This is a genomic window from Kouleothrix sp. 19917, assembly GCF_057073505.1.
The window spans coordinates 782,714-806,125 of the sequence record NZ_CP097099.1; the positions used below are offsets into that span (position 1 = coordinate 782,714).

22 protein-coding genes are annotated in these 23,412 nt (G+C 62.7%); 17 read left to right on the forward strand and 5 right to left on the reverse strand.

Annotated elements, in window-relative coordinates:
• The first annotated feature begins 63 nt into the window (after positions 1–63).
• Positions 64–1,956, forward strand: a complete 1,893-nt coding sequence (locus M1P90_RS03150; protein ID WP_483701204.1) for a bifunctional metallophosphatase/5'-nucleotidase — start codon at positions 64–66, stop codon at positions 1,954–1,956.
• 104 nt (positions 1,957–2,060) lie between these two features.
• On the opposite strand, the gene M1P90_RS03155 is transcribed toward M1P90_RS03150, so the two are convergent.
• Positions 2,061–2,246 carry a hypothetical protein gene (locus tag M1P90_RS03155; RefSeq protein ID WP_483701205.1) on the reverse strand — a complete coding sequence of 62 codons (186 nt, stop codon included), beginning with the start codon at positions 2,244–2,246 and terminating at the stop codon, positions 2,061–2,063.
• Positions 2,247–2,258: 12 nt separating this feature from the next.
• Positions 2,259–2,798: an NUDIX hydrolase gene (locus M1P90_RS03160; RefSeq protein ID WP_483701206.1), complete on the reverse strand. Its 540-nt coding sequence runs from the start codon at positions 2,796–2,798 to the stop codon at positions 2,259–2,261.
• Positions 2,799–3,412: 614 nt separating this feature from the next.
• On the opposite strand from M1P90_RS03160, the gene M1P90_RS03165 reads away from it, so the two are divergent.
• The 13 genes from M1P90_RS03165 to M1P90_RS03225 all read left to right on the forward strand — a co-directional run bounded on the left by M1P90_RS03165 (position 3,413) and on the right by M1P90_RS03225 (position 18,178).
• Positions 3,413–7,045, forward strand: coding sequence for a GAF domain-containing protein (locus M1P90_RS03165; RefSeq protein WP_483701207.1), 3,633 nt, complete (start codon positions 3,413–3,415; stop codon positions 7,043–7,045).
• A 231-nt stretch (positions 7,046–7,276) separates the two neighbouring features.
• The gene (locus tag M1P90_RS03170; protein ID WP_483701208.1) at positions 7,277–7,741 is read left to right on the forward strand and encodes a HesB/IscA family protein; all 465 of its coding nucleotides are present in this window, start codon (positions 7,277–7,279) and stop codon (positions 7,739–7,741) included.
• A gap of 126 nt (positions 7,742–7,867) precedes the next feature.
• Positions 7,868–8,197: a rhodanese-like domain-containing protein gene (locus M1P90_RS03175; protein WP_483701209.1), complete on the forward strand. Its 330-nt coding sequence runs from the start codon at positions 7,868–7,870 to the stop codon at positions 8,195–8,197.
• 1 nt (position 8,198) lies between these two features.
• Entirely contained in the window at positions 8,199–8,534 is a 336-nt protein-coding gene (locus M1P90_RS03180; RefSeq protein WP_483701210.1) for a DUF309 domain-containing protein, read from the forward strand.
• 340 nt (positions 8,535–8,874) lie between these two features.
• Positions 8,875–9,870, forward strand: coding sequence for an HD-GYP domain-containing protein (locus M1P90_RS03185; protein WP_483701211.1), 996 nt, complete (start codon positions 8,875–8,877; stop codon positions 9,868–9,870).
• A gap of 9 nt (positions 9,871–9,879) precedes the next feature.
• Positions 9,880–10,704 carry a methyltransferase domain-containing protein gene (locus M1P90_RS03190; RefSeq protein WP_483701212.1) on the forward strand — a complete coding sequence of 275 codons (825 nt, stop codon included), beginning with the start codon at positions 9,880–9,882 and terminating at the stop codon, positions 10,702–10,704.
• 31 nt (positions 10,705–10,735) lie between these two features.
• Positions 10,736–12,034 carry a 3-phosphoshikimate 1-carboxyvinyltransferase gene (gene aroA / locus M1P90_RS03195; protein ID WP_483701213.1) on the forward strand — a complete coding sequence of 433 codons (1,299 nt, stop codon included), beginning with the start codon at positions 10,736–10,738 and terminating at the stop codon, positions 12,032–12,034.
• Positions 12,035–12,045: 11 nt separating this feature from the next.
• The gene (locus tag M1P90_RS03200; protein ID WP_483701214.1) at positions 12,046–12,912 is read left to right on the forward strand and encodes a WD40/YVTN/BNR-like repeat-containing protein; all 867 of its coding nucleotides are present in this window, start codon (positions 12,046–12,048) and stop codon (positions 12,910–12,912) included.
• A 303-nt stretch (positions 12,913–13,215) separates the two neighbouring features.
• Positions 13,216–14,160 (forward strand): MerR family transcriptional regulator, encoded by a 945-nt coding sequence (locus tag M1P90_RS03205; protein ID WP_483701215.1) that lies wholly within the window; start codon positions 13,216–13,218, stop codon positions 14,158–14,160.
• 341 nt (positions 14,161–14,501) lie between these two features.
• Positions 14,502–15,374, forward strand: a complete 873-nt coding sequence (locus M1P90_RS03210) for a phytoene/squalene synthase family protein (protein ID WP_483701216.1) — start codon at positions 14,502–14,504, stop codon at positions 15,372–15,374.
• Positions 15,371–15,907, forward strand: coding sequence for a DUF2085 domain-containing protein (locus M1P90_RS03215; protein ID WP_483701217.1), 537 nt, complete (start codon positions 15,371–15,373; stop codon positions 15,905–15,907). Before M1P90_RS03210 ends, M1P90_RS03215 begins: the two co-directional genes overlap by 4 nt.
• Positions 15,904–16,899: an epimerase gene (locus M1P90_RS03220; RefSeq protein WP_483701218.1), complete on the forward strand. Its 996-nt coding sequence runs from the start codon at positions 15,904–15,906 to the stop codon at positions 16,897–16,899. Before M1P90_RS03215 ends, M1P90_RS03220 begins: the two co-directional genes overlap by 4 nt.
• Before the next feature lie 4 nt (positions 16,900–16,903).
• Positions 16,904–18,178: a S1C family serine protease gene (locus tag M1P90_RS03225; protein WP_483701219.1), complete on the forward strand. Its 1,275-nt coding sequence runs from the start codon at positions 16,904–16,906 to the stop codon at positions 18,176–18,178.
• Between the two features lie 184 nt (positions 18,179–18,362).
• On the opposite strand, the gene M1P90_RS03230 is transcribed toward M1P90_RS03225, so the two are convergent.
• A complete protein-coding gene (locus tag M1P90_RS03230) occupies positions 18,363–19,145 on the reverse strand; it encodes an IS5 family transposase (RefSeq protein WP_483701220.1) in 783 nt (260 codons plus the stop codon).
• A 303-nt stretch (positions 19,146–19,448) separates the two neighbouring features.
• Here M1P90_RS03230 and M1P90_RS03235 point away from each other — a divergent pair, with 303 nt between their 5' ends.
• Positions 19,449–19,928, forward strand: a complete 480-nt coding sequence (locus tag M1P90_RS03235) for a hypothetical protein (RefSeq protein ID WP_483701221.1) — start codon at positions 19,449–19,451, stop codon at positions 19,926–19,928.
• 41 nt (positions 19,929–19,969) lie between these two features.
• Positions 19,970–20,260 (forward strand): hypothetical protein, encoded by a 291-nt coding sequence (locus M1P90_RS03240; RefSeq protein WP_483701222.1) that lies wholly within the window; start codon positions 19,970–19,972, stop codon positions 20,258–20,260.
• 69 nt (positions 20,261–20,329) lie between these two features.
• Here the strand turns inward: M1P90_RS03240 and M1P90_RS03245 are convergent, their stop codons facing one another.
• Positions 20,330–20,719, reverse strand: a complete 390-nt coding sequence (locus M1P90_RS03245; protein ID WP_483701223.1) for a PPOX class F420-dependent oxidoreductase — start codon at positions 20,717–20,719, stop codon at positions 20,330–20,332.
• Between the two features lie 112 nt (positions 20,720–20,831).
• Entirely contained in the window at positions 20,832–21,923 is a 1,092-nt protein-coding gene (locus tag M1P90_RS03250) for an IS4 family transposase (RefSeq protein WP_483699168.1), read from the reverse strand.
• Between the two features lie 426 nt (positions 21,924–22,349).
• Here M1P90_RS03250 and M1P90_RS03255 point away from each other — a divergent pair, with 426 nt between their 5' ends.
• Positions 22,350–23,282, forward strand: coding sequence for a cation diffusion facilitator family transporter (locus M1P90_RS03255; RefSeq protein ID WP_483701224.1), 933 nt, complete (start codon positions 22,350–22,352; stop codon positions 23,280–23,282).
• Positions 23,283–23,412: the final 130 nt, after the last annotated feature.

Sequence of the window (23,412 nt, forward strand, 5' to 3'; positions counted from 1 at the left end):
CGCGGCGCCAATACTACCCAATATCACAATACGTGAGGTTCATCGACGAAGAGAGGAGCCCGTATGACCTGGCGCCGAATGATTGCGCTGCTGCTTCTTGGCGCGCTCGTGCTGCCGCTGGCCGCAGCGCCCACCGCCGCCGCCCAAGGCGAGACCCGCACCCTGACCATCCTGCAAACCACCGACCTGCACAGCAACCTGCTGGCCTACGACTACTACACGGGCCGCACCGCCGAGTGGGGCCTGGCCAAGGTTGCCACCCTCGTGCGCCGCGAGCGCGCCACCGACCCGAACGCGCTGCTGCTCGACAGTGGCGACACGATTCAGGGCACGCCGCTCGGCTACTACTACGCCGCAATCGACAAGAATGCCGCCCACCCCATGGCCGTGGCCATGAACGCGCTCAAGTATGATGTTGCCGCGCTTGGCAACCACGAATTCAACTACGGCCAGGAAACGCTGAATCGCTGGATCGGCCAGCTCAACTTCCCGGTGGTTTCGGCCAACATCCGCAAGAGCGATGGCGGCGAAGCCTTCCGTCCCTACGTCATCAAAGACGTGAATGGTGTGAAGGTTGGCATCCTGGGCCTGACGACGCCGGCCATCCCGAACTGGGAAAAGCCCGAAAACATCGCCGGCCTGCGCTTCGACAACCCGGTCGAAACGGCCAAGCGCTATGTACCCCAGATCCGCAGCGAAGGCGCGGATATCGTGATTGTCACCCAGCACATCGGCTGGGACAAAACCCCAAGCAACACCAGCAAGCCCGAAAACTGGCTCACCGACCCTTCGACCTGGCAGGACAGCGGCTCGCTGCCCGACGAAAACCTGACGATCGAGCTGGCGCAGCAGGTGCCGGGCATCGACGTTATTCTGGCCGGCCACTCGCACCTCGACGTGCCGAAGACGATCATCAACAACGTGCTGATTATCGAATCGTCGTACTGGGGCCGCGTGCTTGGCAAGGTTACGCTGCAGCTCCAGCGCAGCGGCGCCAGCTGGCAGGTCAGCAGCAAAGACTCGCAGACCATCCCGGTAACTGGCGTCGATCAGGATACCGAGATCAAAGACCTTTCCTACCCCTACCACGACCAGACGGTGAAATACATCAGCACACCCGTCGGCACCGCCACCGGCGCCTTCCCGGGTGGCCCGCAGGGGCGCTATATCGATGGCCCGCTGGCCGACCTGATCAACACCGTGCAGACGGATGCTGCGGCAGCGGCTGGCTACCCGGTCGATATCTCGCTGGCGGCGCTGTTCACCGACAGTGGGCAGCTCCCGCAGGGCCAGATCGCGCTGCGCGACGTGTATAGCGCCTATATCTACGACAACACGCTCTACGTGCTCGAGATCAATGGCGACATCCTGCGCCGCGCGCTGGAGAAGGACGCCGAGTACTTCAACCAGGTGACGCCCGGCGCGCTGCCCGCCGACCCCAAAGGCTTTGTGGCCTCGAATGCGCGCGACTACAACTGGGACATTTATACCGGCGTCGACTACACAATCGACATTTCGAAGCCAGTTGGCCAGCGCGTCACCACGCTGCAATTCAAGGGCAAAGACGTTACGCCCGATCAGAAATTCCGCATTGCGATCAACAACTATCGTGCTTCGGGCGGTGGTGGTTTCGCAATGTTCAAGGAAGGCACGCGCGTGTGGGCCTCGACCAGTGAGATCCGCGATTTGATGGCGAACTGGGTGCAGGCCAAAGGCACGATCGACCCGGCGGCGATCAATGTGCGCAACTTCACGCTCCTGCCGGATGTGTACACGAAATACTTCGGCGCAGCCCCAGCGGCTGGCGGTGCAGCCCCGTCTGCGGGCGGCCAGCCCGTGCCAGCCACCCTGCCACGCACTGGCGACGCTGGCTCGCCCGCGGGCGTGCTGGTGCTGCTGGCGCTGTGCGCGCTGGTGTTTGGCGTGCTGCTGCGCGAGCGTATCAACAATCGCTAGCGTTTGCCCAATAAACACACGACCCCGCGTGGCCAAGCCACGCGGGGTCGTATGTTGAAAGCGAGCTTACTGACTCCCGACTTCTGACCCCTAACTCCTGAGCCCTACTCCTCGCTCTTCGCCTCTGGCGCGGGCGGCGCGTTTTCATCCTGCCTGATCTCGTCGTGCAGCCGCCAGATCATGCGCGTGCGTGCCTGGTGCCATGCCGCGCTTTTCGGGCCGGTTTCGCGCAGCAGAATGAGCTGCTGGAGCTGGCGGCGCAGCAGCTGGCCGCGTGGGTCGCGTTTCATCCTGGCCTCCTTCTACTCGGGCTGCAGCAGCGCCAGCGCCACATTCGCCGCCCACGGCATGATCTTGAATTCGCCCTGCGCCAGCGCCTGCGCTACTTCGTCGCGGCTCATCAGCAGCAGCTCCTGTTCTTCCAGATCGTCGGCGTGGATGGCCGCGACGGACCGCGCGCCGCGCGCCAGGAACAGGTGCCCGTTGCCCGCGCCACGGTTGCCGTCGATTGGGAATGAACCCAGCGCCAGCCACTTGTCGGCGGCATAGCCAGTTTCTTCCAGCAGCTCGCGCTGCGCCGCCGCCAGCGGGTCTTCGCCCGGCTCAAGGTAGCCGCCCACCGGCGCAAGCGAGGTTCCCTGCACAGCGTATTTGGTCTGGCGGAACAGCAGCCACCTGCCCTCGCTCGTCACCGCCACCACGTTGATAAAATCGGGCGTGACCAGCCAGGCCCAGTTTTCGATCAGCCGCCCGTCGGGCAATTCCACCGTATGGTTTTCGACGCTCAGGTAGGGCGGCTGGTGCAGCACCACCGTTCGTTCACGTGTTTTCCAGGCTTGCATGGCATGTGCTCGTTTCACTCGACGATGCGAATTTTGCAGGTAGCGTACCCCAGTCGGCCTGTTTTGTCCACCACTGCGCAGCCCATGCCATATTGAAAATCTCATGAACGTGCACTACAATATCAGCACTCAGCGAATTTCGTGCAACTGTTCAAACGCATCTCTCTGGCGTTGTGCTGCCAGAGGCTTTGCTATCGCTCTGTTCAGCACGCCAACCACTACGCTTCAATCACGCGCCGAAGCAGGGCAACGTCAGGGTGGGTTGTGGGAGCTGGTTGTTCGGTGACGTTAGATTCTGCGCGCTGCCAGACGTACTTCTGCTGCGACTGCCTGCGTTATTGCCCTGTTTTGGCCTGCAACGCCGCAGCGCTTCGGTGGTCTCGTCTGAGCTGCTGCTTTCATCGCTTCCAGCACGGCCTCGCCCAGTTCATTGCTGCTGTGGGTACACACATATCATTGCACAAACCTGAAGGTGGCCGAGAAGCCGCTGCTTTTCGCCCGCGCTTGGTATGCGCAAGATTCGCTGTGCCCGCTGCTGCAGCGGTATTGTTGACACATTGCGCCCGCCAGGCGGACGTGCGCCGATCTTCGTAACCTGAAGGCGAGGCAAGCGAATGAGCTCGCAATCCTATACAGTGCTGATTGCTGGCGGGCAGCCCCACGAGCGGCTGGCGTTGCGGCGCGTGCTCGAGGGCGAAACCGGTGCGCGCTACGCCTGCTCCGAGGCGGCAAGCCTGCCCGAAGCCCTGGAACATTGCCGCGCCAACCAGCCCGACGCGATTGTGGCCGATGCGCGCCTGCCCGGCGGCACCGGCCCGGCGCTGCTGGCGGCCCTCGCCAGCGAGCACAGTGATGGCGCCGTTGCTCTGCTGATGCTAATTGAACCGGACGACGAACAACCGCCCGCCGAAGCCACACAGGCATGCGCACACGACTACCTGGAAAAAGGCCCGCACCTGCAGCACCAGCTTGGGCGCGCTGTGCTTGGCGTCATCCGGCATGCGCGCTTGCAGCGCGAGCTTGCGCAGGCCAGCGAACGCCTTCAGCACGCGCAAGCCGTCGTTGCCGAGCAGCGGCAGCTGTTGCACGCCACCCTGGCCAATATCGGGGAGATCGTGTATGCCTTTCGCCTGGGGCCAGAAGGCGCGATCAGCATGCCCTATGCAAGCGCACGCATCGTCGAGATCTATGGTGTGCCCCCCGATGCGCTGGCCCGGGATGCCGCGCCCGCGATCAGCCGCTGGCACCCCGACGACCGCGCAAACCTCCTGGCGAGCATCGAGCATTCGCGCAGGGAGATGCAGCCGTGGCATGCTGAATTTCGCGTTCTGCACCCCACCAGTGGCGAGCGGTGGATCGAAAGCCACGCCATCCCCCAGCGCGAGGCCGATGGCGCAACCCTGTGGCGTGGCGTGCTTACCGACATCACCCCGCGCAAACAGGCCAGCCGCGCCCTGCTGCGCGCCGCCGAACGCCTGCGCGTGCTGGCCAATGCCTCGCGCGCATTTGCCGAAGCCAGCAACGACCCCCAGGCCTTGCTAAACCAGATCGCGCGCACTGCTGCCGCGCAGTCGCAGGCGCTGTGTATTGTGCGGCTGCTTTCGCCCGATGGCCAGCAGCTTGAGCTTGCCAGCCTTGATCACGCCGACCCATGCTTTTTGGCGGCAGTTCGGAACAGCCCCATGGCAGCGCCCATGCATATTGGCGACGCATCCCCGCCCGCGCTGGCGGTGCGAACTGGCCAGCCCATCTTCATCCCGGCGATCAGCGAACACGCGCTTGCCAACACATTCCGTCCCGATCTGAGCGCGTTTGGCAGGACCTATCACATCCACACTATGCTGGTGGCCGTGCTGAGCGCGCATGGCACGGTGCTTGGCACGCTGGCATTTCTGCGCGCCGGCAAAGACATGCCAGCGTTCGATAGCGAAGATCTGGCCCTGACGCAAGATCTGGCCGATCGCGCCGCGCTGGCCCTGGCGAATGCCCGCCTGCTCGAACAGGTGCAGACCGAGCTTGCCGAGCGCACGCGCGCCGAAGCCGAAACCCGCGAACGCGAGCGCAAGCTCAGCACCCTGCTCGATTTGCTACCAGTTGGCATATCAATCCTCGACGCCCAACGGGCAATTTTATACGCCAACCCGGCAATGAAGCGTATTTTGGGCCTTTCAGATAGCATGCTGCAACGGGGTGGCATGCCCAACAACAGCTACATCAACGCCGCTGGCGAACCGCTGCTGCACGAGCACTTCGCCAGCGTGCGTGCCTACCGCGAGCATCGGCCAGTCTCGAATGTTGAGACTGGGGTTGTGAAAGAAGATGGCAGTGTCACCTGGACCAACGTGAATGCGGTGCCGGTCGATTTCCCCGATTGGAAAGTCGTAATCGTTACATCTGACATTAGCATGCGCAAGCAGGCCGAACACGCCGTGCAGCGCGCGGCTAACCGCCTGCACCATTTGCGCGCGATCGACCAGGCTATTCTTGCCGAGCGCCCGCTGTCGGCGATTGCCCAGGCGGCCGCGACTCATATCGGGCACCTCGTCCCCACGATTCGGGTTGGCGTGCTGCTGGTCGATCTTGCTACAGAAACCAGCAGCGTTCTTGCGCTGTTCGATCATGGCGTTTTGCAGGCGCCGCACGTGCCGCTTCCCTTATTTGTGTTTGGGGCCGCGCTCGAAACGCTTTTACTTGGCCACACCTACATGGTCGGCGATGTGGCAGATCTGCCCGACATACCGGTGTTGCTGCAAATGAATGTCACCACCCAGGTGCGCAGCTTTTTACAAGTGCCTATTATGGCCGACGGCCAGCTGATCGGCTTGCTGAACATGGGTGGCAGCGCGCCCGAAGCCTTCCTGCCCGAGCATGTCGAGATCGCGCGCGAAGTCGCCGCGCAGCTTTCGGTCGCGCTTCAGCAAGTGCGGCTGCGCGGCCAGGTTGCCCGCCACGCCCAGGATCTCGAGCAGCGCGTCGCAACGCGCACCGCCGAGCTGCAAACTGCGCTCAAGCGCGCACAGGCACTGTATGCGATCACCAGCGACACCATCGCGTCCGATAATCTCGTAATTTCGCTTGAGCGCGCGCTTGAGCGGGCCTGCATTGCGCTTCAGGCTGACCAAATCCAGGTGGTTATTTTTAACTGGCGTGAAGAAAATATTCAGTATTGTCTGAACGCTGGGCCGGGCAAAGCGCAGATCGACCCGAACATGAGCTTCGGGGAATACATGCGCGGCCTGTCGGGCTGGGTTGTGCGCGAGCAGCAGCCCGCGATTTCGCCCAAAGGCGCGCCCGACCCGCGCGAAAGCCCCGATGCCCAGCGCCGCCGCAGCGCCAGCGCAAGCGGCTCGGTTGCCGTCGTGCCACTTCCCTACCTCAACGAAATATTCGGCACGCTGACGGCTATCAATCGGCCCGATGGCCCTGATTTTGCCGCAGAAGACATTGAATTGATGAGCGCGATTGCCGGCCATATCTCGCTGGCCTATGCGCGCACCCGCCTGATGGCGCGCCTTCAGCTGGCCCGCGCCGACGCCGAGCGCGCCAACCAGGCCAAAACGGCGTTTCTGGCCGCCATATCGCACGAGCTGCGCACGCCGCTCAACGCCATTATTGGCTTCACCGGCACGCTACTCATGAAACTGCCCGGCCCGCTTAACGCCGATCAAGAGCAGCAATTGCTCACCGTTCAGCGGAATGCTCAGTATCAGCTTGCGCTGATCAACGATCTGCTCGACTTATCGCGCATCGAGAGCGGCAAGCTCGAAATGCATGCCGAGCCAATTGTCTGCCAGGATCTGCTCAAGGAAATAAGCGACAGCCTGCGCCCGCTTGCGTCTGAAAAAGGCATTATGCTGAGCTTGGCAGTGCCGGCCGCGCCACTGCATATGCAATCCGATCGGCGCATGCTCCGGCAAATTCTGATCAATCTGATCGGCAATGCAATCAAGTTCACCGACACAGGTGAAGTGGCCGTTGCTGTGCAGCCCAGGGAAGCCGGCGCTGGCGCAAGGGCAACAATATGCTTTGCCGTGCGCGACACAGGCATTGGCATTGCGCCCGAAGATCAGGTTGTGCTCTTCAGCGATTTCGGGCGCGTTGATTCGGCGGCTGTGCGCATGCGCCCCGGCACCGGGCTGGGCCTGAGCCTTTCGCAGCGAATGGCCGTGCTGCTGGGCGGCACGATCGAGCTGCACAGCGAAGCCGGCTCGGGCAGCACTTTTACGCTCATCCTTCACGTTGCATGAGTACTCTGGAAACTAAATTTTCTTGCACTCAGCTTCCAGGAAGCTAAGCAGGTTATCAGATTGAAGTAAAACCGGCTTGAGCTTCCTGGAAGCTTGCCGTTGTATAAAAGAACTTTTCTTCCACAGTAATGAGGCAGTATCGACTTTCGAAAGAAATCACTAGCAATTCTTTTGAAAGTCTGGTATACTTGGCGCGGTTACGAACAACACGAACCCCGCTGAGGAGGGAATATGGCAGTCATTGAACAGGATCTCATCGGTGTGAACAGCGTGCTGATGCCAGCCCCGCTGCTGTCGATCAGCTCCACCGCCGCCAACCGCTTGCAGGCCATGATGGGCGAGAAGCAGCTTGAGGGCTATGGCCTGCGCGTCTTTGTGTCGGGCGGCGGCTGCTCGGGCTTGCAGTATGGCATGACGTTCGATGATGAAACGCGCGATGGCGATGCCACCTGGGATGCGTTCGGTCTGAAGCTGATTGTTGACCCGATCAGCGCAAACTACCTTCGCGGCGCATCGATCGATTACCAGCAGGATAATATGCTGGCTGGCGCGTTCAAGATCGACAACCCGAACGCTGTTTCGAGCTGCGGCTGCGGGCACTCGTTCCGCGCCAAAGACGGCCAGTCTGAAGAAGAATACGAAGGCTACGACGAAGGCTACGCGGGCGGCGGCTGCGGCCACTGCGGCCACGGCTAGGCCACTCCATCATTGGTCATCAAGAGCTATCTGGAATATTCCGGGTAGCTCTTTTGTTTGCTGATACGGCCTTGCAGTATTCGCGATGCGTAATGCCCTGCCTCTGAATAAAGGTGAAACATAACCATGGCAACATTTCAGAACCTGACGGTCGATCAGGTCAAAGCCAAAATCGACAGCGGCGAGTCATTCCGCCTGATCGACGTGCGCGAGCCGGGCGAGCACACAGTTGCGCATATCGAAGGTGCCGAGCTGCTGCCCATGAGCCGCGCCAACGACTGGATTGGCGACCTGACCGACGATACCGAGCTGGTGATTTTCTGCCACCACGGCGGGCGCAGCGCACAGGTGGCCAGCTTTCTGGCGGCGCGGCGTGGCCTTACGCGCGTAGCTAATATGGTTGGCGGCATCGACGAGTGGTCGCAGCGTATCGATCCCGGCGTGCAGCGCTACTGACATGGAAGAAGAGTACCGCGAAGGAATTCGCCTGTTCAACGCTGGCGAGTTCTGGCACGCCCACGAGCAGTGGGAAGCCTGCTGGCTGCGCGCCGCCGAGCCAGATGCTGGTTTCTACAAAGGCATCATTCAAGCCGCCGCCGCGCTGGTTCACTGGCAGCGCGGCAACCCGCGCGGGCTGCACCGCAACTGGGAAAAAAGCCGCCCCAAGCTCGCTGCGCTGCCACCTGTGATGCGCGGGCTCGATCTGCATGCGCTGATCGTCGACATGGATCATTTTGTGGCCGCCAATGGCGTGGATTTGCCGGTCCCGCAACTTCACCTCGCCGCCAGCTAAGCGCCCCAACACACCCTGTGCCGCCAGGGTACCCACGCCATTGCGCCGCCCCGCATTGCCGGCGCAACGCAGCTGACGCAGTTTTGTGCGTTATAAGGGGTTGTTTTTGTCGGAAGATAGTAGTATCATCTCGGTGCTACGAATCCCTCAGCAACTCGCTGCTTCCGAGAAGAAGTCATTTCGGCATCGTGCAACGCAACCGTTCGTCTACTGTCTTATGCTATACTACCTGATGCTGCCTTGAGTGCCCAAGCATCCCGCCACTCAAAAGCTTCCACGTTGATGAACCGACCTTGTAGCATCCATCCCACGCACGCGGTCACGCTTAGGAGGCTCCCATATGCTTGCAAAGATCCTCGTCGTTGATGACGAGCCGTCGATTATTGACGTCTTGACGCGCTTTCTTTCGCGCGAGGGCTACGAGGTTGTGACGGCGTCGAACGGCCGCGAGGCGCTTGAACGCGTCACGGAAGTATGGCCCGACCTGATTCTGCTCGATGTCACAATGCCCGAAGTTGATGGTTTTACCGTCTGCCAGCGGCTGAAAGAAGACGAGAAGACGGCGCTGATCCCGATCACCATGCTGACGGGCCTCGACGATCGCGAGCATCGCACACGCGGCATCGAAGCCGGCGCAGATGATTTTCTGACCAAGCCATTCGAGCAAAGCATCCTTCGTGCGCGCTTGCGCTCGCAGCTGCGCCTGAAACGCCTGACCGACCAGCTCAAGCATACCGAAGGCGTAATTTTCATGCTTGCGGCGGCGGTGGAGGCCAAGGATGCCTATACCGAAGGGCATTTGCGCCGCCTGCGCACCTACTCCGAGCAGCTGGCAATGGCCTATGGGCTGGGGCCCGAGGAAGTGCGGGCGGTGCGCTACGGCGGCGTGCTGCACGACATTGGCAAGATCGGCGTAGATGAAGCAATTATTCGCAAGCCCGGCCCACTCACGCCCGAAGAAATTACCCAGATGCGCCGCCATCCCGAAATCGGCGCGCAGATTATTTCGCAGATGCGCTTTGCGCGTGAGGTTGCCCCAATCATCAGCGGGCACCACGAATACTGGGATGGCAGTGGCTACCCGCGCGGCCTGAAGGGCTACGAGATCCCGATTGGCGCGCGAATTATTACGATAGTGGATGCCTACGACGCAATGACGACCGACCGCCCCTATCGCGCGTCGCTCGGTGATGAAGAAGCGATGCGGCGCTTGGTTGCCGGGCGCGGCACCCAGTTCGATCCTGATCTGCTGGATGTATTTCTGGAGCTGATTCGCAGTGGCAAGCTGCAACCCGAGCAGGTGCGCGCCGAAGTGCTGCACGGCGGCGATTTGTAATGGATAGTTGTGTATAGCGAACTGTTGCCTTTTTGCGCGTGCCCCCTCTGCCACACTTCCTTGAACCTCGGCGGCGAAACGCGCGACGCATCGGGCGAAATTATTACCGGCCAGCTTGCGTGCCCTGCCTGCGGCGCACGCTACCCCATCCGCGCTGGAATCGCCGATTTTCTGGGCACGCCGCGCCCGCCAACCCCCGCCCAAACCACAAATGAATGGCCACTGACCGCCTGGGTGTACGAGCGCGGCTGGCGGCCATTCGCGCTGACGCTGCTCAGCCGGCAGCCCTTCCCATACCGCCGCGAGCTTCCCCTGATTGCCAACCTGATGCAGCCGGCGCGTGGCGGCCTGTACCTCGATGTCGCGTGCTCGAATGGCTTGTATGCGCGGGCGCTGGCGCGCACCATGCGCGGCGCACCCGGTCATGTCGCGGCATTCGATCACTCGCTGCCGATGCTGGAGCAGGCGCGCCAGTATGCGCGCAACGCCGGCCTGCGCATTAGCTTTGTGCGCGCCGAGGCTCAGGCGCTGCCGATTGCGAGCGGGCAGGCCGCTGGCGTGGCAATTGGCGGCTCGCTGAATGAAATCGGCGACGTGAACGGCTGCCTGGCCGAGGCGCGCCGCACGCTCACGCCCGGCGGGCGCTTTGTCGCCATGACCCTGGCGCGGGCCGAATCGTCGCCGGGGCGGGCGCTGCAGGCCGCGCTGGGCACGGGCGGGATCGCATTCTGGACGGCGGGCGAGCTGGCGGCGCGGCTGCGCGCCCATGGCTTGCTTGTGCGCTCGCAGGAGCAATATGGGCTGGTGATGTTTCACGCGGCGCAGGCAGAATAGCCGCGCCGCCCTGTGCTGAAAGAAACGCGAAATGAATACGGTTGCCATCACCCCGGCGCGCGGCCCGATTGACGCGACCGTGCGCGTGCCCGGCTCGAAAAGCATTACCAATCGCGCATTGCTGCTGGCCGCGCTGGCCGAGGGTGTTTCGACGTTGTCGGGCGTGCTGTTCAGCGACGACAGCCACTGGTTTCTGGATGGCTTGCAGCGCCTGGGCATTGCGGTTGAAATCGACCAGGCGCGCGAGCAGGTGCGCGTGCATGGCGTGGCGGGTGGCCCGCCGGCCGCCGAGGCCGAGCTGTGGGTCGAGCTGGCGGGCACGGCTGCGCGCTTCCTGCTGTCCTACGCCGCGCTTGGGCAGGGCCACTACACCATTGATGGCAACGCCCGCATGCGCCAGCGCCCCATGGCCGACCTGCTGGAAACGCTGAACACGCTTGGCGCATACAGCCATAGCCTGGGCGCGCATGGTGGTCTGCCGGTGCGTATGGAGGCGAGCGGCTTGCGCGGCGGCACCGCTGGCCTGGCGGGCGACAAAACCAGCCAGTTTCTTTCCGCGCTGCTGATGGTCGCGCCTTACGCTGCGCAGGATGTCGAGCTGATCATGACCACGCCGCTCGCCGCGACGCCGTATATCGACATAACAACGTCGATGATGGCGACATTTGGCGCGCATGTGATCTGCGACGGCTACGAGCGTTTTCGCGTGCCAGCCGGCCAGCGCTACCAGGCGCGCGATTACCAGATCGAGCCGGATGCGTCAAATGCCTCGTACTTCTTTGCCGCCGCCGCTGCAACAGGTGGGCGCGTGCGCGTGGATGGACTGACGCGCGCGGCCTTGCAGGGCGATATCGCCTTTCTCGACGTGCTGGAGCAGATGGGCTGCACCGTGCAAAGCGGCCCCGACTGGGTTGAGGTACTTGGCCCGCAGCGGCTGCGCGGCATCGACATCGACATGAGTCGCGTGCCCGACATGGCGATCACGCTGGCGGCGCTCGCGCCCTTCGCCAACGGCCCAACGGTTATTCGCAACGTCGGCCTGATTCGCCACCACGAAACCGACCGCATCGCCGCCATGACGGCCGAGCTGCGCAAGCTGGGCGTGGCGGTGGAAGAATATCCCGATGGCTTGCGGATCGAGCCGGGCTGGGGGCAGGGCGCGACGATCGACTCCTACCACGACCACCGCATGGCCATGGGTTTTGCGGTGGCCGGCCTGATCATTCCAGGCGTGGAAATCGCGCACGCCACTGCGGTTGCAAAAACGTTTCCCGATTTCTTTGCGCGCTTTGGCGCGTTGCACGAAGGCACAGCCGCGCGCGCGGGCTGAAGGAGGCGCTGATGGCAAAGGCTGGACTGTTGTTTGTCGGCACCGAGGATGGGCTGGTGCTGTTTAGCAACCCGAACGAGATTGGCCGCTGGCTGCGGATCGGCCAGCCGTTTCGCGGCGCTGCGGTGACTGCCGTGTGGGCCGCGCCCGAAAACCCGCTGCTGGTGCTGGCTGCTGTTGCTGGGCAGGGGGTGCAGCGCAGCGAGGATGGTGGGCAAAGCTGGCAGGCGCTGTTTGCCTGGCCGGCGCTGGCGATTGCCGGCGCTGCGCATGGCCCGCTTTTCATCCGCGCCGAAGACAGTGTGCACGAAAGCCCGGATCGCGGGGCGAGCTGGCAGCAGCAAGCACTCCATGGCGCGGCTGGCCCACTTGTCGTTGCTGGTGAGGCTGCAGCAACTGTGGGCGGCGCGCAGGTGTTCGTGCGCGACGCGGCCGGCGCGTGGTCGCCCTATGGCGCAGCGTTGCCCGGTGAGCCAGCCAGCGTAGCCCTGCTGCCGCAGCACCCCGGCGAGCTGCGCGCCGTTGTTGGCGATGCGGTCTATGCCTGCGCCGCCGCCGATGGCGACTGGGCGGCGCAAACCGGCGCGTCTGCCGCGCGAGGCGCGCTGGCGGCGCTTCCCGGCAAGGCGGGCGCGCTGCTGCTGGCACTGGCCAGCGGCGGCATTGCCCGCAGCGACGACATGGGCGCAAGCTGGCTGCAAACCCTGCCCGATGGCGCAATCGATGTGATCATGCCAGCGAGCTACCATGTCGATGTGGCGTTTGCGGGCGGCGCATCTGGCGCACTGCAGATGACAAGTGATCGTGGCCGAAGCTGGCAGGAAGTGAAAGCCGGCCTGCCGCCGATTCGCAGCATCGCCGCCGCGCGCCTGCTGTGATACTATGGTAGTTTGCAGTTGGCAGGATGCAGAAGGCAGTTGCATTCTCCGCTGTAAACCTGTCGCTTCATGTTTATTTGAGGTGCCGCGCACAGCTTTTCTGGCGCGGCATCTGTTTTTTTGGGGCGCTTTGCCATAGTACCGATATCGTTCTAGCTCGCTCAAATGCCTTCTGACCTGACCGAATACGTGTACCAGCCAAGGCGAAGAGGCCAGCTCGTGCTGCTGTGCAATTGATTGACATGCTGTGTGCGCCATGTTACACTGCGAAGCTAATACGGCTACTATGAAGGCATGATGACTATGGCGCAACCCCCTGCGTTTACGCAGCTATCGACCTCGCCGGTCTTCAACACAAAAGCGGTTGCGCGAGAAACTGGCGTGCCAGCTGATACGTTTCGCGCCTGGGAGCGGCGCTATGGCGTGCCGCGCCCGCAGCGCACCCCCGGCGGCCACCGTCTCTACTCCGAGCAGGATATTGCAATCATTCGCTGGCTGCGCGACCGTACCGACGAAGGCGTGAACATCAGCCACGCCGTCATGCTGCTGACCGATACGCTCGATACGAGCGCCACCGACCCCGGCCTGAACACCGACTCACGCGCCTTTCACCAGCTTGTGGGCGAACTCACCCAGGCGCTGACCGAGTTCGACCTGCAGCGTGCTGAGCGCCTGCTCGGTGAGGCATTTTCGCTCTACCCATTTGAGCAGGTGCTGCTCGATCTCATCCAGCCGGCTATGATCGAGGTTGGCGAGCGCTGGCACCGTGGCGAGATCAACGTCGCTGCCGAGCATTTTGCCACCCAGTTTGTGCGGCGCAAACTTTCCAGCCTGATGAATGTCTTCGAAGGCACCAGCCACCGCTCGACGATTGTGGTGGGCTGCGCGCCCGGCGAACTGCACGATCTGGGCGTCATGATGCTGTCGCTGTTTCTGGTGCGGCGCGGCTGGAATGTGGTGTATCTCGGCCCGCAGGTGCCCGTGCCCGACCTGATCGAAACTGTGAAAAAGATTCAGCCGCGCCTGGTGTGCCTTTCGGCATCAACGATGGAATCGGCCAGCGAATTGATTGCGGTGGCGCGGGCGCTGCGCGAGGCTGCCCCCGACGTTTTGTTTGGCTTTGGCGGGCGCGTGTTTAATATCAACCCCGAGCTGGGCCAGATGGTTCCCGGCACATTTCTGGGCCGCGACGCGCGCGAACTGGTCGACTCGGTGGGCGAGCTGATGGCGCGCCTGCCAAACGAATGAACGTGCTCCCGCTTCCCCTTTGCGCGCCTGGGCACTCGCTGGCGCGCTTTTTTGTGCCTGCGCACGCGCGCTTTTTTTTGCCTGCGCACGCGCGCTTCACATCCGCGATCTCACGATCTCGCGTATAATCAGCGAAGAGCTTCGCTACCAACCAAGATCGTGGTGGCATCACATGGCGCGACTATCGCGTAAGGAAGGAGGCGTGAGTGTCGCTTAGTCATTCCCATGGGTGGACTCCACTCACCCCAGGCGAGCGCGAGGTGCATCCAAGCGAAGCTTCGGCGCTGTTAGCAGCCTTACGGCACCTGGCAGAACATGAAGAATCGCCTCCCGGCGAACCCTTGCCGCCCCGGCACGCTGTCACGCTGCCGGCGGCTTATCAGGCGTGTGTCGAAATTACCCGCCGGCACTCGCGGAGTTTTTTCCTGAGCAGCCAGCTGCTGCCCGCCGACAAACGCAGCGCGATTCGCGCGCTGTACGCATTCTGCCGCACCAGCGACGATATTGTCGACCAGTGCGAGAGCGACGCGACGCAGGCGCTGGCAACCTGGGTTGGGCAGGTACACGCGCCCAGCGCCCCGGCCGACAACGCCGTGCTGCTGGCCTGGAACGACACCGTGGCGCGCTACGCCATCCCGCCCTACCTGCCCGACGAACTGCTGGCCGGCATTGCGATGGACCTGACGGCCAACCGCTATGCAACCTTCGACGACCTGTGGCTGTATTGCTACCGCGTGGCGTCGGTGGTGGGCCTGATTTCCATGCACATTATTGGCTATCGCGAAGGCGCGGCACGCTACGCGATCAAGCTTGGTGTGGCCTTGCAGCTCACCAACATTCTGCGCGACGTGGGCGAAGACGCCGAGCGCGGGCGGGTCTACCTGCCGCAGGAAGATCTGGCACGCTTCGGCCTGAGCGACGACGACATCCTGAATGGTCGGCGCGATGCCGCGTTCCGCGACCTGATGCGCTTTGAGATGGCGCGCGCCCACCAGCTCTACGATCAGGCCTGGCCGGGCATTGCGATGCTCCAGCAGGATGGTCAGCTGGCGATCGCCGCCGCCGCTGGAATTTATCGCGGGATTTTAGGCAAGATCGAAGCAAATGAATTTGATGTGTTCACCCGCCGAGCCTTTGTGCCACTGCCCGAAAAGCTGCTGACACTATGGCGCGTGCGCCAGCGCCTGCGTGCCGAGCGCCGGGGGCAGCTATGAGCGATCTTGTGGTTCATACGTCGCGCCAGCCAGCGAGGCGCCGCTGGCCGATCTGGCCCTATCAGACATTCCTGGCGATTCTGTTCCTCGGCCCGATCATCGCGCCGCTGTTTCAAGCCACGCGCCTGCCATTCGTGGCCGATACAGGCGCGCTGGCGCGCGACCTGCTGGCCAGCTATATCTGCCCCACGCCCGCGAAATCGTACATGCTGCTGGGCTTCCCAATGGGCGTGTGCGCGCGCTGCTGGGGTGCAACCATTGGCCTGTGGCTGGCGTGGTTTGCGGTGCGTGGCGTGCCGCGCTGGGAGGGCTTTGCAGCATGGTGGGCGCGTTTCTGCGCGCTGGCCTGGCCGCTGCGCTTCCTGCTGGCGGCGCTGCCGTTTGGGCTGTGGGTGGCCGAAATTGGCTGGTGGCCGGCCGCGCCCTACGCCGTGCTGCTGCTGAATGGCGCGCTGGCCGGCGTGGCGGCGGGCTTGTTCTTCTGCTCGGTGTGGCCGGGCATGCGTGATATGAATGAGAGTGCACAGGCATGACTGAAGCAAAGCGAATTGTGGTGACGGGCGCGACCGGCATGATTGGCGCCAAGCTCTGCGCCCGCCTAATCCAGCAGGGCTACCAGGTGGTGGTGTTCTCGCGCGATCCGCAGAAGGCGCGCCGCAGCGTACCGGGCGCGGCCGAGTATGTCGCCTGGACGCCGGCCGAAAACGGCGCGTGGGCGGGCGCAATCGACGGCGCGCACGGTATCATCCACCTGGCGGGCGCATCGCTGTTTGGCAAGCGCTGGAGCGCCGAGTACAAGCGCGAAATTATGGCCAGCCGCGAGATCGGCACGCGCGGGATTGTGAACGCAATTGCCAGCGCGCAGCGCAAGCCCGCAGTGTTTGTGAGCATGTCGGCGGTGGGTATTTATGGCCCGCACGGCGCCGAAACGCTCGACGAAAGCGCGCCCGCTGGCAACGATTTCCTTGCGCAGGTGTGCAAAGCCTGGGAGCGCGAGGCTGCCCGCGCCGAGCAGCTTGGCGTGCGCACCGTGATCTTCCGCAGCGGCGTGGTGCTAAGCGCGCCCGGCAAAGGTTTACCAATCGATCTGGGGAAGGCCTCGCTTGAGCGGCCGGGCGTGGTGCTCGACACTGAAGCGGGCGCGCTGCCCTTGCTAGTGCTGCCGTTCCACTTCTTCACTGGCGGGCCGGTGCTGCCGGGCACGCAATATCTTTCGTGGATTCACGAGGACGATACGGTTGGCCTGCTGATCAAGGCGCTGGAAGATGATCGCGCGCGCGGCCCGCTCAACGCCACCGCGCCCGACCCGCAGAGCAACGCGGCGATTGCGCGAACCATTGGCCGCGTGATGGGCCGGCCGTCGTGGTTGCCGGTGCCGGGCTTCGCCATGCACATCCTGCTGGGCGAAATGGCCGACATGATCACGACCGGCCAGCGCGTATTGCCAAAAAAAGCGCAGGAATTAGGCTACACCTTTGCCTACCCAAACAGCGAGCAGGCGATTCGCCAGCTGCTGGGGAAATAACACCGTGAAATTTATACGTGCCGGCGCGGTAGCCGCCCTGAGCCTTGCGCTCGCTGGCTGCACGCTCGATTCTCTGCCGCTGCCCGGCCTGGGCGCAAGCACCGCTCAACCTGCGCCGCCCGCGTCGCGCCCAACGGTTGAGCGCGCGTCGAGCGCGCCCGCGCCCACAATACCGCCCACGCCCGCCACAACTGCCGTGCCGCTGCCGAGCGTCGCGCCCGTGCCGACGCTTGCGCCCGCGCAGCTTGGCGTGCTGGAGCAGCAGCAGGACGTGCTGGTCGAGCTTTACCGGCGCGTCAACCCGGCCGTGGTCAGCATCGACACAGCTGGCCGCCACCCGCCCGCCGAAGGCGCGCCCGCGCCCGATCAGGAGATCCCGTTTGCGCAGGGATCGGGCTTTTTGTTCGACGATCAGGGCCATATCATCACGAATAATCATGTGATCGAGGGCGGCACCGCGTTTCAGGTGCGCTTTGCCGACGGCTCGATTGTGCCGGCGCGGCTGGTGGGCGCCGACCCGGGGGCCGATCTGGCGGTGCTAAAGGTCGATACATTGCCCGCAGGCGTTGCGCCGCTGGTGCTGGCCGACTCGAAAAGCGTTGAGGTTGGGCAAACCGCGATTGCAATTGGCAACCCTTTTGGCGAACGGAATACACTCACGGTTGGCGTGATCAGCGGGCTGGGGCGCAGCCTGCGCGGCCCGGCCAGCAGCCAGGGCGGGCGCTTTGCGATCACCAACATCATCCAGACCGATGCCGCAATCAACCCTGGCAACTCGGGCGGGCCGCTGCTGAATATTCGTGGCGAGGTGATTGGCGTGAATACGGCCATTCGCAGCGCCAGCGGCGTGTTTGAGGGTATTGGCTACGCCGTGCCGGCCAATGCGGTGGGGCGTGTGGTGCCGGTACTCATTCGCGATGGCCGCTACCAGCACCCCTGGCTGGGCATTGGCATGCTCGATGTCGACCCGCTGCTGGCGAAACGCTTCGACCTGCCCACCCAGCAGGGCGTGCTGATCACCAGTGTGCAGGCCAGCAGCCCGGCCGCGGCGGCGGGTTTGCGCGCCGGCACGCAGACGGGCGACTATGGCGGCGCGCCGGTGGTGTATGGCGGCGATATTGTGACGTCGTTCAACGGCACGCCCGTGCGCAGTGGCGATGAACTGGTCGGCTTGCTGGAAGAGCAGGGCGAGGTCGGCCAGCCGATCACGCTGACCGTGATGCGCGAAAAGGAAGAAGTGCAGCTTGTTGCGACGCTGGGCAGGCGCCCCGAGCAATAATGCGGCTACGCAAATGCCGGCCACAGAGCGCACAAAATCCACTGAGTCTTTACGCAGTGGATTTTGTGCGCTCTGTGGCCCATTTCTTCCACTCTATCCCCCTGCTGCAATATCAAGCACCCATTTACGTTAGCTGCCACGACACCAGGATATTCAAAAGCCTTGAGAAACTGTCGGAAAAGCATCAGGAGGCCAAGCGGCGAATCATCAGCCGTATCATCGCAATGTAGATCATCGCTTCGCTACTGGCGGGCAGTCGCTCATAGTCTTTGCCTAATCGCCGACATTGGGTCAACCAGGCGAATGTTCGCTCGACCACCCAGCACCGCTTGAGCAGCACAAAGCCTTTCTGTTCTGAAGAACGCAGCACTGGCTCAAGTACGAAGGAGCAATGCTCGCTCACCCAATTCAGCAGCTTGCCGCGATACGTGCCATCGACCCAGATCCGCCGGAGTTTCTTGCACGCTCCACCCATTCTCTTGAACAGTTTACGCGCGCCTTTCGCATCAGAAACTGATGCAGCGGTCACCACCACTGCCAGTACCAAGCCCAAGGTATCAACCAGCAGGTGACGTTTGCGCCCCTTGACCAGCTTGCCGTTGTCAAAGCCGCGCTCGCCACCGACACTGCTCGTTTTGACACTTTGGCTGTCCAGACAGCCTGCGGTCGGATGTTTGTGATGACCCGCGCGGCGCCGGACTTCTGCCCGCAAGGTGTCGTGGATGCGCTGCCAGGTGCCGTCATCGCGCCAAATACGGAAGTAATGGTAAACGCTTTTCCAGTTGGGATAGTCTTTGGGCAGCATGCGCCATTGAGCGCCAGTGACCAGAATATACAGGATGGCATTGATGACCTGGCGCATATCCAGGCTGCGTGGTCGACCACCCGCTTTGGCGGCAGGAACCAGATCTTTGATACAATCCCAGTGGCGGTTCGCCAGATCGGTAGGGTATGTTTGTGTTTTCATACCCCAAATGTACACTATTCTCTGTGCTGACCGCCACCCTTTTCAGACAGTTTCTGAGGGATACTGACGCCATTGGCGCGCCCGGGCTATCAACCGGGCCGTGTTTTGTGCGCGCTGCTGATTGTCCCAAGCAGTCTAGCAGGCCGGGCGGCAACGCGCCCCGGTGCAGGTACCGAGTGCGCCCGGGCGCATTAGGACGCGCTCCTTTGCTCTGGCACGCTGTGTGCTAAAAGGAAGAGCAGGAATTGGGGTGCTCGCGGTGTTGGAGGCACTGCAAGCCCATGGAGGAGTGAGGACACAGCTATGACACGTTTGGTGATTGTTTCCCGCGCTGCTGTGCTGTTGCTGCTGACTGCGCTGGTGTTGAGCGGCTGTAGTCTGTTCAACCAGACCACCGGCACCACCGACACGAGTGGTGGCAGCGGCACCGGAGCAACCGCGCCGGGTGCGACCCTGGGCGAGATCGTCACGGCCGAGCAGATCGACCCGCAGACGAACGCACCAGTCAGCCCGACGACGAACTTCAGCGCCGAGCAGCCCGTGATCTACGCGGTGGTGCAGGCGCAGCGCATCGAGGCCGGCACAAGCATGTTTGCCCGCTGGTCGCGCGATGGCAAGCCGTTCGAGGATAGCGAGGCGGTGAAGGCCAACCAGGTGTACGAGAATCGTTACGTCGAATTCCACCTGCAGTCGACCCGCCAGGCGATCGACCCCGGCAACTATACTGTGCAGATTTTCGTTGATGGTAACCCTTCGCAGCAGGCGAACTTTACCGTTCAATAAGCGCGCCCGCGTGGGCCGCATGAACTGAGGAGGACTTCGAGATGGATACCACAACTCTGTTGATCATTATCGTTATTGTGCTGGTGGCCGCCTACTTCATTTCGCGCAACCGCAGCCAGTATGGTGGGACGCCAACGTACCGGCGTGGCCCGGGCACCGGCCCAGTTGAGCGCCCGACCTACGACGACCCCGACTACAGCAGCAGCGGCAGCATTGGCGGGGTTGAGACCGCGCCGCCGCCGGTGCAGCGCAACGTGGGCGATACCGCTCCGTCGGGCCGTAAGTACGACGACCCGAACTATCGCAGTGGCGGCAGCATCGGCGGCTCATAGGCCAGATACTGCATAGTATCAGAAGCCGTTTCAAGCGATTGGAACGGCTTCTGTGTGCTCGCGATTCATTCAAACACCCTGTCCATAGGCGCGCAATGGCTGGATGCGCACAATCACGCGGGGTGCGTGCGGGCGGCGCGCAACCCACTCAGCTGCGCGCTCGGCACCGACGTAGCGCACGGCCATGCGCAGGCGCAGCGCCGCGTCGGGCGGCTCAATTGTGGCGCGGCCAACAATGCTCAGGTAGCGCGCGCCGCCCATGGCCGTGAGCGTGATCTGTGGGTTGCGGCGCATGTTGCGCGCTTTCACGCTGTTCGCACCCGTGCTCAGCAGCAAATCGTCGCCTTCGCGCAGGTACCACAACACCGTCTGCTGAATGCTGCCATCGGCATTGAGCGTGCCGAGCACCGCATACTGCACTTCATCGAGAAAGGCGCGCTGCGCCACTGTGAATTGCATACTCGCTCACTTCAGCTATAGCAAGAGCAAAATGTTTGAGCCACAGAGCACACAGAGGCCACTGAGTAGGGCTATCATACCAAATACTATTAAACACTTATGAATTGTCTAGCTACCCGACAGTTTGTCTGCTGATAGGAGTGAATTGCATCACAAACGGCCGCGCGTTCTTCAGGCATCGGTAGATCCAGCGAAAACCGATCTGGAAAATGCTCAGGTCGCGCCGGTCGTGACGGTCAACCTGACTGCGCAGCCCACGCTTGACCACCCGTGCCCCGCTTGTCATCAGCCAGTCGTAGACCAGCACCACCGCCAGCGTCAGCCGCGACAGTCGCGCGAAGTGCCGCAGATGTGAGCGTTCCAGATCAAAGCCCTGCCCCTTTAAATCGCCAAACAGCTCTTCGATCCACATCCGGCGCCGATACGCCTGCAACACCGCTCGCCGCGTCGGCAGATTGCTCGCCAGCAACCACGCTTCCTTTTCGCCGGCTGCCCACTCTGCCAGCAGATTGACCTGCCGCTTGTGTGTGCGTGTCAGCCGCGCGCCTTCCAGCCAGAGATGCTGCCCAGCCTGCTCCACCTGCTGGCCAAATGCCTGCCACTCCGGCGTTTCGGCCGCTTGCACCTGATTGTTCGGTTTCTGGCGCAGCACGTAGCTCCAGCCCCACGCCTGCAGTTGCTCCTGCACCTCGCAGGCTTCGAACTCGCTATCACCGACCAGTGTCACACGGACATCGAGCGGCATCAACTGGCGGACAACGCTGAGCAGGGCCAGTTGCACACGCGCCGAGCAGTGACCTTTCGCGCCCGGCTGCCAAGTCCAGGCGATCGGAATGGCGCGGCGTCGAAACGCCACAGCGACCATCACGAGCCGATGCGAGAAGCTGACCTTGCTGGCATCGATAATCAGACGGACCTGAGCAGTGGAGCGCGCTTGGGCAAGCAGCCAGGCACGAGCAAACGGCTCATACAGCGGACGAACACGCAGGGCAGGATTGTCGAGCAGTCGTTCGAGCCGACGCACGATACTGCGTTCGGTGGCCTTGCCGGGAATACGAAGCGCGATGTGGGCGAGGTGAACCGACTTGGCGAGCAGAATACCGGCCATCAGGGCGGCTAGGGTGCGGAGACGGGTAATGCGCTGATGAGGATGCAATTGCTGCAACTGCTGCAAGCTTGTATGATACACACGGTTGATCGACATCTGGTTCCTCCTTGGACAGGGTGGATTGTGTTCACCACCACTGTACTCAGAAGGGCGATGTCGATCAACTGCCGCTCGTGATATCGTCGGTGAACCTGTACCATCACCTCTCTCTTGAAACTGTCGGGTAGCTAGATGAATTGTCATGCTGAGCGAAGCATCTGTCGGTGTTATGAGGCGGAGATACTTTTGTTTGCTGTTGCTCTATCCAGAATGACAAAATGGAAGTGTTTACCCGAACTTGTTATCAAATCCAGGGGTATTATCGCTCTCAGTGGCTTCGCTATCCTGCTTTCGGCGCTAACACTACGCGCCAGCGCCGCATCGGGATGCGCGAATGCCACCGTAGCTGGCTGGCCTGTAACTTGCACAAAGCCCGCCATCGGGTACACTGTGCTGAGTGACGGTTTTGGTGATGGGTACGCTATGACACACGCACACGCGGGCGCAATGCAAGCCCGCAACTATGCCTTTCTTTCGCTGGGCGCGGCCGTCGCAACGATTGCGCTCAAGCTGGTGGCCTACTGGCTGACCGACTCGGTTGGCCTGCTTTCCGACGCACTCGAGTCGGTCGTGAATATGGCGGCGGCAGTGGTTGCGATCTGGGCGCTTACGGTGGCCAGCCGCCCGCCCGACGATGAGCACGCCTATGGCCACTCCAAGGCCGAGTATTTTTCCAGCGGCGCGGAAAGCGTGATGATCCTGATCGCCGCAATCGGCATTGGCTACACGGCGGTGCAGCGCCTGTTCGACCCGCAGCCACTCGAAAATATCTGGATTGGCGTGCTGGTGTCGGTGCTTGCGGCGGCGCTGAATGGCGGGGTGGCGCTGGTGCTGCTGCGCGCCGGTCGCCAGCTCAACTCGATTTCGCTGCGTGCCGACGCCCACCATTTGCTGACAGACGTATGGACCTCGGCGGGCGTGGTGGTGGGCGTGATTCTGGTCAGCCTGACAAACTGGCTTGTGCTCGACTCGCTGATCGCAATTGCGGTGGCGCTGAATATCGTCTGGGCGGGCTGGCGGCTGCTGCGCGACACCGGCAATGGCCTGCTCGACGCAGCATGGCCCGCCACCGACCAGGAGGGCATTGCCGAGGTGCTGGCACCCTATCGCGAGCAGGGCATTGCGTTTCATGCGATTCGCACGCGCATGGCCGGGCAGCGGCGTTTTGTGTCGCTCCACGTACTGGTGCCGGGCGAGTGGAGCATCCAGCGCGGCCATGCTTTGTGCGAAGAGATTGAAGGTAAGCTGCGCGGCCTGTCCGCAAATGTCACCGTGTTTACACACCTGGAGCCGCTGGACGACGCGGCTTCGTGGGAAGATCAGATGCTCGACCGCGCCGAGGCGGCTGCGCCATAGCCTGGGCTGGGTACAAATATTGAGCCACACAGGGCGCGATGTGTCCTATAACAGTTTGCAGTCGGCAGTATGCAGTTGCATTTTCAGCCCTACAATGCGTTCTCGCCAGCGTATGAGTGTTCAGTTGCTC